A 12,188-nucleotide genomic window follows, 5' to 3' on the forward strand; every position below is an offset into this window, starting at 1 on the left:
TGATTTGAAATTCAGTCGACGCGCCCGAACCAGGCGCCGTAGCCGCCAAGCTCGATGGAACCAGTGCTTGCCTGCCCCGAAAATCCGTGCCCGGGCAAAGGTTGCAGCGATCGGCCGCCAAGGTCAACCTCGGTTGGCCTTGCGCCCAGATTGAAGACGCAGACGATCTGCTCGTTGCCGGCGCGGCGCGTGAAGGCGACGGTGTCGCCCTCGCTTTCGATGAAGGTGATATCGCCCTTGGCCAGCGCTGGATGGGCGCGCCGGAAGCTGAGAAAGCGCCGGTAGTGCTCGAGCAGCGAGGTCTCGTCACCCTGCTGGACATTGACCGCTTGCGACAGATGCTTGGCCGGTACCGGCAGCCAGGGCTTTGCCGGGGAGAAGCCGCCATTCTTGGCGCTGCCGTCCCACACCATCGGTGTGCGGCAGCCGTCGCGGCCTTTGAATTCCGGCCAGAAGCGGATGCCATAGGGGTCCTGTAAATCCTCGAACTGGAGGTCGGCTTCACCGAGCCCAAGCTCTTCGCCTTGATAGATGCAGACCGAACCTCGCAAGGACATCAGCAGCGCCGAAATGACCTTGAGATAGGCGGTCGGGTCGGGTTCGCCGGCCGCCCAGCGCGAGGCCGGGCGCATCACGTCGTGGTTGGAAAAGGCCCAGCACGACCAGCCGTCGCTGGCGACCTTGCCGAAGGATTCCAGCACCGAGCGGACCTTGACCGCACTGATCTTTTCAGGCGCCAGGAAGTCGAAGGAGTAGCACATGTGCACGCGCTTGCCGCCAGCGGTATAGGCAGCCACCACCTTCAGTCCGCGCTGCGAATCGCCGACCTCGCCGACCGCAGCGGTCGCCGGATATTCATCGAGCAGGGCGCGGAAGCGCTCGAGGAAGCCGAGGTTCTCCGGGCGGCTCTTGTCGTAGAGATGGTCCTGGTAGTTGTAGGGGTTGACCGCCGGTGCGGTCTGGTCGTTGCGCTCTTCCGGTGGCAGCGGCGGATTGTTTTCCAGGCCCTGGCTGTGGAAGTAGAAATTGATGGTGTCGAGCCGAAAACCGTCGACGCCACGCTCCAGCCAGAAGCGGGTGACGTCCAGCAACGCATCCTGAACTTGGGGGTTGTGGAAGTTGAGGTCGGGTTGCTCGGCCAGGAAATTATGCAGGTAATATTGCTGGCGGCTGGTGTCCCATTGCCAGGCCGAGCCGCCGAAAATCGACAGCCAATTATTGGGCGGCGTGCCGTCCGGCCTGGCGTCCGCCCAGACATACCAGTCGGCCCTGGGGTTGGTGCGGCTCGACCGGCTTTCTTGGAACCACGGGTGGTTGTCGGCGGTGTGCGACAGCACCTCGTCGATCATCACCTTCAAGCCCAGCCTGTGCGCCTCGGCGGTCAGCGCGTCGAAGTCGGCCAGCGTGCCGAACATCGGATCGACGTCGCGGTAATCGGTGACGTCGTAGCCGAAATCCTTCATCGGCGATTTGAAGAACGGCGAAATCCAGATGGCGTCCGCACCGAGTGCCGCAATGTAGGGGAGGCGGCCGATGATCCCCTTGAGGTCGCCGATACCGTCGCCGTTCGAGTCCTGATAGCTGCGCGGGTAGATCTGGTAGATCACAGCACCCCGCCACCAGTCGCGATCGATGGCGAGGTCAGGTTTCGAGCTGGCCTTCAAAGCGGATCGCATCGTTTCAGCCTCCTTTCACCGAGCCGGCAAGCAGCCCGCGGACAAAATAGCGCTGCAGCGAGAAGAAGACGATCAGCGGCACGATTATGGTCACGAAAGCCGATGTCGTCAGAATCTCCCAGTCGCCACCGCGTGAGCCCAACAGCGCGTTGAGCTTGGCGGTCAGCACGATCTGGTCTGCTTCTGTACCCAGGAAAACCATCGCCACCAGCAGATCGTTCCATACCCACAGGAATTGGAAGATGGCGAACGAGGCCAGCACCGGGAACGACAGCGGCAAGACGATCTTGACGAAGATCTCGAAATCGCTGGCGCCGTCGATGCGCGCCGATTCCATGATTTCGCGCGGCAGGCCGGCAATGTAGCTGCGCAGCAGGTAGATGGCGAAGGGCAGGCCGAAGCCGGTATGCGCCAGCCAGATGCCGAGATAGGTCTTCGACGGCATGCCGAAGAAAGCGCCGACGCCATTGTAGAGTTTCAAGAGCGGGATCAGCGACATCTGCAGCGGCACCACCAGCAGGCCGATGATGACCGCGATCAGCAGCGCACGGCCGGGAAACCGCATCCAGGCCAATGCATAGGCGGCAAAGGCGGCGATCAGGATCGGAATGACTGTCGCCGGAATGGTGACGGTCAGCGAATTCATGAACGACCGGCCGATGCCCTCGGAAAACAACACTGTCTTGTAGTTCTCGGTGGTGAATTTCGGCGGCGCCGACGAGGCATAGTAGACGCGCTGGCCGCGATCGCCTTCGAATGCCTTGGGCGACTGCATGACAAAGCTGCCGTCTTCATTCAGCTGCAAGGTCACGCCATCGCCGAGATCCGCCGAAGTGCCAGCGGGATATTGCGTTGGCGCCGCCGATTTGACACCGAAGGCGCTGATGTTGCGCTTGGCGCCGTCGCCGAAGATGTTGCCCTCGAGAACGAACTTGCCGTCCTTTTCGACCTGCGTCGAGGCGGCCGGCAGCCGGCCGGCTTCGGTCTGAGTGGAACTGGCGAACGAATTCCACCAGCCAGAGGCGATGATCTGGTTCTTGTCGCGCAGCGACGAGACCAGGATGCCGAGCGTCGGTATGGTCCAGATCGCGACGAAGACAAGCACGGCGATGTGGACGCCGAAGCGGCTGGCGAAGGAATTTCCGGTCGCAACGGCCATCTCAATGTCCTCCCGTCTCTTTGTTCGCCTGGCGGATGTTCCAGACCATGATCGGAATGACCGCGATCATGATGATAATGGCGATGGTGGCGCCGCGGCCGAAATCGCCGCCGCCACGGAACATCCAGTCGAACATCAGATTGGCCAGGACCTGGCTGTTCCACTGGCCGTTGGTCATGGTCAGCACGATGTCGAACACTTTGAGCACCAGGATGGTGATGGTGGTCCAGACGACGGCGATGGTGCCCCATATCTGCGGCACCATGATCTTCCAGAAGATCTGGAATGGATTGGCGCCGTCGATGACGGCGGCTTCCAGCGTTTCTTCGGGAATGCCGCGCAGGGCGGAAGACAGGATGACCATGGCAAAGCCGGTCTGGATCCAGATCAGGATCACCATCAGGAAGAAATTGTTCCAGAACGGCAGCGATATCCAGACCTGCGGCTGGCCGCCGAAATGCTGGATGATGGCGTTGAGGATGCCGATCTGCGTCTGGCCCTCGCCGCGATACTCGTAGATGAATTTCCAGATCACGCTGGCGCCGACGAAGGAGATCGCCAGCGGCAGGAAGATCAGGCTCTTGGCGATCGTGCCCCACCAGATCTTGTCGGTGAGCACGGCGATGATCAGCCCGAGGAAGGTGCAGGCGGCGGGCACCACCGCCAGCCAGACGATGTTGTTGAGGATCGAGTTGCGGAATTCACGGTCGCCGAAGGCCCATTGATAGTTGGCCAAGCCGACGAAATTGACGCCGCCGCGATCGAGGAACGACAGCCGCAGCGTCTCGACCACCGGATAGATCAGGTAGATGGTCAGGATGATCATCGCCGGACCGACGAACAGCCATGGCCTGACCAGCCCTTGCCGGCGCAGATTGTCGATGGCCGCGGCGCCGGCGACGCCGCGCGACGGGAATATCAGGTCGACCAGTCTGTTGGCGCCCCAGAAATAGGCGACGCAACCGCCGACGCCGACGATGATGACGAATATGGCCGAGAAAATCTGAGCCGCCATGGGTCCCTCCCCCTGCGCATCACTAGCCAAGGCCGAACGGTCAGGGCGGTGAGATGCGCCGATTCAGTTGTTCAGAGCGCCATCGCCAAGCAAGACAGGTCTTCCTCTTTGCTGGTCGCGCTTCATGCCGGATGTCTGTGTGCTCATGATAGTCGCCGCGGCACGGGCCGCCGGTTGGATCCGGGCCCCAGGGGCCCGGATCCAGTCAGGATCGATAGTTCAAACGTCCAGCCGAACAATCGGCGACTTGCCTACTTAATGGCGTCCCAGCTTTTCTGAATGTCGGTGGCGACATCCTGCGCGGACTTGCCGCCGACCAGGTCGATCATGCCGGTCCAGAAGGCGCCGGCGCCGATCTTGCCCGGCATCAGGTCGGAACCGTCGAAGCGGAAGGTCGATGCGTTGGCGAGGATTTCGCCCTGCTTCTTCAGCGCGTCGCTGGCATAGGCATCCTTGTTGACCGACTTGAGCGGCGTCACGAAACCACCCTCGGCCATCCAGATCTCATGGGCGAGCGGCATCTTCAGGAATTCGATGAACGCGCGGGCACTCTTGCTGTCTTTCGTGATCATCGCCAGTGTACCGGCACCGAGCACGGGCGTGCCCAGTTCAGGCTTGGATGCATAGGGCGGGAAGTAGAAGAAGTCCGCGTCCTGGCCAATCTTGGTGCCTTCCGGGAAGAAGGTCGGGATGAACGACGCCTGGTGGTGCAGGTAGCATTTCGGCGGCACTGAGAAGAGGCCCTTCGGGCTGTCGCGGAAGTCGGTCGCCGCAACTGCCTTGGCACCGCCATCGACCATCTTGTCGTCGGTCGCGATCTTGCCGAAGATGTCGATGGCGCTGACCACTGCCGGGTCGTTGAACGGGATCTCGTTCTTCACCCACTTGTCGTAGGTTTCCGGAGACTGGGTGCGCAGCATCAAATCTTCGACCCAGTCGGTCGCTGGCCAGCCTGTGGCGCCGCCGGAGCCGAGGCCGATGCACCACGGTTTGCCGCCGTCGGCGATGATCTTCTTTTCGAGATCGGCGAGCTCTTCCTGCGTCTTCGGCACCTTGTAGCCGGCTTCCTCGAAATTGTCTGGCGAGTACCAGACCAGCGATTTCACGTCGGCCTTGTAGGGGAAGGCGAAGAAGCCCGGCTTGCCGTCCTTGTCCTTGAACGTGCCGAGATCGACCCATGATTGGCCGGCGCCGTAATTGTCCTTGACCCATTTGGCGGTGTCATCGCCGAGCGGCGTCAACAGGCCCTTCGATGCGAGATCCTGGATCAGGCCTGGCTGCGGCAGCACGGCGATGTTCGGCGGGCTGCCGGCCTGCGTGTCGATGACGATCTGCTGTTCGTAATTCTCCGAGGAGGAGTATTTGATCTCGACGCCGGTGGCTTCCGAGAAATAGTCGAGAACGCCGCGCACCAGGCCTTCGTCCTCACCGCGCCATGGTCCGAAGATCGACAGCGTCTCACCCTTGAGATCGACTTTCTTGAGCTCTTCGTAGTTCGCCCAGTTGAAGCGCTTGTCCTCACCCGGCTTGAATTTCAGTTCGGCATGCGCGGGCGCGTTCAGGGCGAGCGTGGCAAACGCGGCACCCAGCAAAAGCATTTTCTTCATCGGTATTCCTCCCAGTGGATCATACACACCGGACGGAACCTCCATTCCGCCCGCCGACGCCGCAGGACTGTGACTCAGTCAGAAAGGAATCGCAACCTTTCGAAGAGTCTTCCAAAGCGCTTTGGCCTTTTTGATCTCGCCATTGAATCGGCCGGAAGTCAAGAGGCAGCCGGGCTAATCGATTTAATCTGACGCGTTTGCGGCCTGAAAAGTGCGCCGCAACATGCTTTTATGGCAGTGCAGCAGCAATTTTTGTTTCAAACACCTCTGAACCACGCTTATGGTCCGCTGTCGAATGGCCCAAGCCCGACGGCACTTGGGTCGATTCAATTTAAAAGCGCTTTGAGGGAGATGGAGAGTTTTCGTGAACCTCAAGCAGCTTGCCCATATGCTGGCACTGTCGCAGACTACGGTAAGCCGCGCGCTGAATGGCTATCCTGAGGTCAACGAGGAAACGCGAAGGCGTGTCATGGACGCCGCCAAGCGCCACGGCTACCGCCCCAATCCCAGCGCGCGCCGGCTGGCGACCGGCAAGACCGGGATGATCGGCTATGTCCTGCCGACCGGTGCATCCGTCGACATCGATCCGCACTTCGTCGAGTTCCTGTCCGGCCTTGGCGATTATGCACGCTCGCACGAGCTCGATCTGGTGCTGTCGCCGGCCGACGCCGACGATCAGGAGACGACCTACCGGCGCATCGTCGCCAACCGCCAGGTCGACGCCGTCTACATCTCCTCACCAAGGCCTGCCGACCGGCGCGTGGCGCTGGTCAACACCCTCGGCATTCCCTTCATCGTCCATGGCCGCAGTGAAGGCTTCGATTTCGACTATGCCTTTACCGACATCGACAATGAGGGCGCCTTCCGCGAGGCGGCGAGGCTGCTGATCCAGCTCGGCCACCGGCGGCTGGCGCTGATCAACGGCGACGACCGCGAGACCTTTGCCATCCATCGCGAGCGCGGTGTGCGCCGGGCGCTCGTGGCGAGCGGGCTGACATTGGCCGAGCGCCACGTCTGCTCCGTTGATATGACCGAGGAGAATGGCTATCGCGCCACCAGGCGTTTGCTGGAAGAGGACGATGCGCCGACGGCGATCGCCTGCTCCAGCCTGATCATGGCGCTGGGCGTCGTGCGTGCGGTGCGCGACCTTGGCCTGAGCATTCCGGGCGACGTGTCGCTGATCGCCCATGACGATGTCTTCCCCTGGCTGAGGCCGGAGAATTTTTCGGTGCCGCTGTCGACGACGCGCTCATCCATCCGCCTCGCCGGCGCCCGCGTCGCCGAGCGGTTGGCGGCACGGATTTCGGGGCTGGAAGAGGGCGCCCGCGGGGAAGTCTGGCCTGTCGACCTGGTGGTCAGGGGATCGGTCGCCGGCGCGCCTGGCTAGGGATCAAACCCAATCGCTCCGAAAGGCTAAGTTCGCCCCCTTGCGGCGTCGCCGGAAGATCGATTGCATGTCGTGGGACAATGGTCTGCCTGCACCTGACCTTGATTTGGCTTTTGGAGGGTGGCAACCAGTAAACCAGAGCCATCAATCAGCCCTCCAGGATGCGCCACTTGCCCAAATTCCCATTCTCCGAAGCGGATCCAATCCAACATCCTGGACCACCGCCGAAGACTTCGGAGGTGGTCATTGTCGGTGGCGGTATCATCGGCGTAACGACAGCTCTTTTTCTTGCCAAGCGGAACATTCCGGTGACGCTGCTGGAAAAAGGACGCGTTGCGGCCGAACAGTCCTCTCGAAATTGGGGATGGATTCGAAAGCAGGGACGAGACGCAGATGAGCTGCCGATCGTTATCGAGGCTTGTCGCCTATGGCGGCAGCTGGCCGAGGAATGCGGCGAAGACATCGGGCTGAACCAGACAGGTGTGACCTACCTGGCGAACTCGGACAAGGACATGACCGGCTTCGAAGAGTTCATGAAGATCGCCGCGATCCATGAGCTCGACACGCGCCTCCTGGACGCGGACGAAACTGCGAAACTCATCAAAGGCATGTCGCGCAAGTTCCAGGGCGCGATGACGACGCCCTCCGACATGCGCGCGGAGCCCTGGCTGGCGGTGCCTGCACTTGCTCGGCTTGCTGTCCGAAATGGCGCCAAAATCGTAGAGAATTGCGCAGCGCGAACTCTCGAAATCTCAGCTGGCAGGATCAGGGGCGTGTGGACCGAGGCGGGACACATCGAGACCCCCAGCGTACTGGTCGCGGGCGGCGCCTGGTCATCCCTGTTCCTGAGAAGACACGGCGTGTCCATCCCCCAACTCAGCGTCAGGGTAACCGTAGCCGCAACGGAACCCATGCCTGAAATCTATGCAGGTGCGGCAGCTGAAGAACACATCGCTTTCAGGCGCAGACAAGATGGCGGATACACGCTCGCCCCGGGAGGCAGTAATTTGCTCTACCTGGGGCCTGACGCATTCCGGCACGCCACCAAGTATCTTCCCGCCTTCATGGCCAATCCGCTCGGAACCCGCTATTTTCCGTTCGCTCCATCGGGTTATCCTGATAGCTGGTCGACGCCGCGCGATTGGGCACCGGATACACAGAGTCCTTTCGAGAGAATGCGGGTACTCAACCCAGCCGCGGAATGCTCCGGTCTGCGTTCGATAGAACGCAATTTCAGACACCTCTTTCCACAGTTCGAAACAGTTCGTCTAAAGGCAGGCTGGGGCGGCATGATTGACGCCATGCCCGACGTCGTCCCCGTCGTGGATCACGTGCGGGCAGTTGGCGGTCTTTTCGTCGCGACGGGAATGAGCGGCCACGGGTTCGGTATCGGACCTGGAATCGGTCGCGTCGTTTCCGACATGATTCAGGGAAACGAGACTGGGCATGACCTCAGCCGCTTCCGACTGTCGCGCTTCCATGATGGAAGCGCCGTTCGGTTAGGTCCGGCCCTGTAAATTTTGGTGCATGTCGCCCAGGATCATTCCGCCGCCGCCTTGATGTCCAGCAGCCCGTAGCCGAAATCATTGTCGCGCCCCTTAGGGCCGAGATCTCTTGCCGTCGCCGCGAGCGCCTTTTCGATGTCGTCGGCCGAGCGATCGGGTGCGGCATGGATGAGATTGGCGATGGCGCCGCTCACGATTGCCGCGGCAAATGAGGTGCCGGTGACCACGTCCGAGCCGGCGCCGCTCGGCGCCACCATCTCGACCCCGGGCGCCGAGATGAAGACATAGGCGCCGCGATTGGCCTGCGGCATCAGCCCGTCCTTGGCATCGGTTGCGGTCACGGCGATGACGCCGTCGAAGGCGGCCGGATAGCCATAGGGCGCCTTCGGCCCGTTATTGCCGGCGGCGGCGACCAGAACCATGCCGAGCGCGCGCGCATTGCGGCAGGCGACGCCGAGCAGATCGTTCTTCGGCCCGACGAAGCTCATGTTGATGATACGCACGTCCTGGTCCGCCGCCCAGTCGAGCGCCGCCAGGATGACGTCCATGGTCGACTTGCCGCCCTCGAAGGCACGGGCGTGGTAGATCCTGGCACCAGGCGCCATACCCTCCAGTGCGCCGACGCCGGCGATCAGGCCATCGATCGACGTGCCGTGATCGCGCTTTTCGATCGGCACGTCCGGCATGGCGTCGAACTGTTCGGCAATGACGCCTGACAGCGCCGGATTGGTGTCGTCGATGCCGGTGTCGATCACCGCGATGCGGACGTTTTCGCCGCTGGCCTGCTTGGCATCGAGCGCAATGCGGTCGAAGGCATAGTTTACGATGCTGGCGGCCTGCTGCAGCGAATACACATGGTTGGGCTCGCGCCGCTGGGTGCGGCCGTCGGCGGCGAGTTGCGCCAGCACGACGCCGACGGGCCGGCCGTCGGGAATCCCAAAACGCACCAGCGTGCTGCCAAGCAGCCGCGACTGGCGCTGCGAGCGCACCTGGAGGCCGAAGGAAGCGGCGATCTGCTGCACCGCCCCGGCATCGCCGTCGACCGTCACCAGCACCTCGTCCGGCACGAAATCGCCGACCACCGCGCGCGGCGGCTGAACGGCGACGAGATCGGTCGGAGAGACGATCGGGCCGCCAGGCGGAGGGCGGGCTTGAGTATCGGCAGGCGGCGCCGCAGGCGCCGGCCGTGGCGTCGGCACCGGTGCCGGAGGCGCTGCCGGATTGGGAAACAGGTCGACGATCAGAGCCGGCAAGAACACCGCGCCGGCCTGCGCTGTATCCGTCGCGCTCTTCGCGTCACCCTTGGCGCAGTCGGCTCCTGACGCATTGGCCTCGTCGCGGCAGTCGATTTTCGTCCGATCGGGCTTCGCGCTGGTCTGCGCCGACGCAGGCACGGCGGCGATTGTCATCGCCGCCGCAAGCATGGCCGCAAATCGAATGACCGCCTCAGCCGCCATCAACCGGTTTCCTTCCCTCGATCACAGTCTCCGTAAAAGGCTGGGCGGCAACAAGGCCGATTTGCCTGGTGTAGTCGGCAGCGGTCGTAGCGGGAATGCCAAGCCGGAAGACGCCGTCGGCGGTCGGCCCACCGATTATCTTCAGCCCGTTGCTGCCGAGGAAGGCGGAAATGTCCGACATCTTCGCATCCGGCTTGAACTTGACCAGGGCGAACGGCATTTTCGCCAGATCGTCTTGCGCGCCGGCAATCTCGAAATCATTGCCCTTGCCGCCGGACCCGACAAATGACTGCACCATGACCAGGGCCAGCAGAACCGCGGCCGCGGCCCAGGCGACGCCGACCGGCACCGCCATGAAGCGGCCCCAGGCCTGCGCCAGCCAGGACGATCCTGCCGGCGCTCGCGCCGGTCCGGCCTCGGCATCGAGCGCCCTGGCGAAGCGGCTCAGCGCATCGGCGGGCGGACGGATCGCTTCGTTGGCGGCCGCAGTGCCGGAGAATTCGGCTTCCGCCTCGCCAAGGGCGGCAAGTGCCGCCGGATCGCTGGCCAGCCATTCCTCGACGGCTTCCAGGTCCGAGCCTTCCAGCGAGCCGTTCAGATAGAACGGCAGCAGCATTTCCATTTCGTCGCGGCGCGACATTTTTTCAGCGGCGCTCATGGCCACCCCCTGTCGTAACCGGCGGCCTTGAGGGCCTCACCGAGTTTCTTGCGGGCGTAAAACATGCGGGTCTTGACGGTCGCGACCGGAATGTCGAGCACCTCGCCGATCTCGCTCACCGACTGTCCATGATAATAGGCAAGATCGATCACCACGCGGTGTTCTTCCGGCAAGGCGTCGACGAAGCGGCGCAAGGCGGCAGCCTTGTCTTCCTTCATGGTGACGACTTCCGGCGTGTCGGCACTGTCGGGCACCGCGGCGGCGGCCTCGTCGTCGATCCAGGCTTCCTTCTTCTTGCGCAGCAAGGACAGCGCCTTGAAACGGGCGATGCCGAGCAGCCATGTCGAGACTTCGGAGCGTCCCTCGAAACCTGGCGCCTGGCGCCATAGCTCGAGGAACACTTCGTTGGCGATGTCGTCAGCCATCATTTCCGATCCCGTCTGGCGCGCCACGAAGCGGTAGACCCGCGCGTGGTGACGCATGAACAGGAGCCGCACGGCGGCACGGTCGCCCTTCGCGACCCGGTCGACAAGCGCGCGATCGGTCTCCGTCGCTGCCGTCATGGCCGGTCGAGCCGCCTGGCTCCTGTCTGCTCTGTCGCTGATCGGCCCAAAAAGGTTCATCCTCCGCCAAGGAATTTTGGGAGGCTAACCGAAGTCATTAGGTGTTGCCAGAGGCAGGATCTTCCCTTCTCCCCTTGTGGGGCGAGCAGCCGGTTCGCGAAGCGAATTCATCGTGCCAGTGGCACGATGAAAGGCCGGCGAACGCCGGGACGCCTTCGCAGGCTCAGGGGGCGTTCGAAGCTCGAAAAGCCAAGCAAATTAGCTTTCGTCCACTACGCGGACCGCTTCTCACCCCAAAAACGGCTTCGCGTTCATCGTCTCCGGCACGGGAACACCCAGCCGGCTCAGCACTGTCGGCGCAAGCTGCAGCTGGTCGAGCAGCGTATCGGCCTGCGGCCCCTCGCCGGGGCCGAAATAATACAGCGCGAAATCCTGCATCTCATCGTCATGGCCGCCATGATGGCCACGGTCGGTCTGGCCATGGTCGGCGGTGACCATCACCTCATAGCCGGCTTCGATCCAGCGTGGCAGGAAGGCGGCCAGCATGCCGTCCATCGCATAGACGGCATGGTCCATCTCGTGGCAGTCGTGGCCGAAGCGGTGGCCCATCGAATCCAGCGTGCAGGTGTGCAGGATGCCGTAGTCGATGCCGTGGCGTTTGGTGAGCATGGTCAGCGTCGCGAACAGGTCGACGTCGCTCGGCGTCATCTGGTTGCGGGCATTGTAACCGGTCATGGTGTGGAAGCGGCCATGCGTGATCGGCCCGCTTGGCTCATCGAATTCCATGTCCTCGACCAGGTCGAACGGATAGGCCCGGAAGAACTCCGACCAGTAGGAATGGGTCACTGCGCCGGTCTTGCCGCCGGCCTTGCTGACTTCGGAGAAGATGTCGGGCTGCGCCACGCGGAACCGGTTCTCGTTGGAGAGGATGCCGTGCACCTGGGGCGAAACCCCGGTATGGATCGAGGCATAGCAGCAAGCCGAGGTCGACGGCAGCACGGAGCGCATCTTCCAGACCCGCGCCTCGCCCGATTGCACCCAGCCTTCGAGATTGCCCATCAGCCGGCGCCAGTTCCTGTAGGGAACGCCGTCAAGGATGATCAGCAACAGTTTTGTCGCGAGCGCCATGGGCGACTCCGGAAGGCTTTGTCGTTGAAGGGT

General features: G+C 62.7%; 10 protein-coding genes. 2 read left to right on the top strand and 8 right to left on the bottom strand.

Annotation, left to right across the window (positions count from 1 at the left end; genetic code table 11):
* Positions 1 to 11 precede the first annotated feature (11 nt).
* From bglA to NKI38_RS05540, 4 genes are all read right to left on the bottom strand, one after another.
* A complete protein-coding gene (bglA, locus tag NKI38_RS05525; RefSeq protein WP_352655446.1) occupies positions 12 to 1,676 on the bottom strand; it encodes a beta-galactosidase BglA in 1,665 nt (554 codons plus the stop codon).
* A 4-nt stretch (positions 1,677 to 1,680) separates the two neighbouring features.
* The gene (locus tag NKI38_RS05530) at positions 1,681 to 2,835 is read right to left on the bottom strand and encodes a carbohydrate ABC transporter permease (protein ID WP_352655447.1); all 1,155 of its coding nucleotides are present in this window, start codon (positions 2,833 to 2,835) and stop codon (positions 1,681 to 1,683) included.
* A 1-nt stretch (position 2,836) separates the two neighbouring features.
* On the bottom strand, positions 2,837 to 3,850 hold the full coding sequence (locus NKI38_RS05535; protein WP_352655449.1) for a carbohydrate ABC transporter permease: 1,014 nt from the start codon (positions 3,848 to 3,850) through the stop codon (positions 2,837 to 2,839).
* A gap of 251 nt (positions 3,851 to 4,101) precedes the next feature.
* Positions 4,102 to 5,457, bottom strand: a complete 1,356-nt coding sequence (locus NKI38_RS05540; RefSeq protein WP_352655451.1) for an ABC transporter substrate-binding protein — start codon at positions 5,455 to 5,457, stop codon at positions 4,102 to 4,104.
* A gap of 364 nt (positions 5,458 to 5,821) precedes the next feature.
* On the opposite strand from NKI38_RS05540, the gene NKI38_RS05545 reads away from it, so the two are divergent.
* Positions 5,822 to 6,844, top strand: a complete 1,023-nt coding sequence (locus NKI38_RS05545) for a LacI family DNA-binding transcriptional regulator (RefSeq protein ID WP_352655453.1) — start codon at positions 5,822 to 5,824, stop codon at positions 6,842 to 6,844.
* Between the two features lie 170 nt (positions 6,845 to 7,014).
* Positions 7,015 to 8,361: an NAD(P)/FAD-dependent oxidoreductase gene (locus NKI38_RS05550; protein WP_352655455.1), complete on the top strand. Its 1,347-nt coding sequence runs from the start codon at positions 7,015 to 7,017 to the stop codon at positions 8,359 to 8,361.
* Between the two features lie 23 nt (positions 8,362 to 8,384).
* On the opposite strand, the gene NKI38_RS05555 is transcribed toward NKI38_RS05550, so the two are convergent.
* From NKI38_RS05555 to NKI38_RS05570, 4 genes are all read right to left on the bottom strand, one after another.
* Complete coding sequence (locus NKI38_RS05555; protein WP_352655457.1) at positions 8,385 to 9,806, bottom strand: S8 family serine peptidase; 1,422 nt, start codon at positions 9,804 to 9,806, stop codon at positions 8,385 to 8,387.
* Complete coding sequence (locus tag NKI38_RS05560) at positions 9,796 to 10,464, bottom strand: anti-sigma factor (protein ID WP_352655458.1); 669 nt, start codon at positions 10,462 to 10,464, stop codon at positions 9,796 to 9,798. Before NKI38_RS05560 ends, NKI38_RS05555 begins: the two co-directional genes overlap by 11 nt.
* The gene (locus tag NKI38_RS05565) at positions 10,461 to 11,027 is read right to left on the bottom strand and encodes a sigma-70 family RNA polymerase sigma factor (protein WP_352655460.1); all 567 of its coding nucleotides are present in this window, start codon (positions 11,025 to 11,027) and stop codon (positions 10,461 to 10,463) included. Before NKI38_RS05565 ends, NKI38_RS05560 begins: the two co-directional genes overlap by 4 nt.
* A gap of 288 nt (positions 11,028 to 11,315) precedes the next feature.
* Positions 11,316 to 12,155 (bottom strand): alkaline phosphatase family protein, encoded by an 840-nt coding sequence (locus tag NKI38_RS05570; RefSeq protein WP_352655462.1) that lies wholly within the window; start codon positions 12,153 to 12,155, stop codon positions 11,316 to 11,318.
* Between the last annotated feature and the right edge of the window lie 33 nt (positions 12,156 to 12,188).

The sequence above is a fragment of the Mesorhizobium sp. M0621 genome, from assembly GCF_040320745.1.
Lineage (GTDB): Bacteria > Pseudomonadota > Alphaproteobacteria > Rhizobiales > Rhizobiaceae > Mesorhizobium.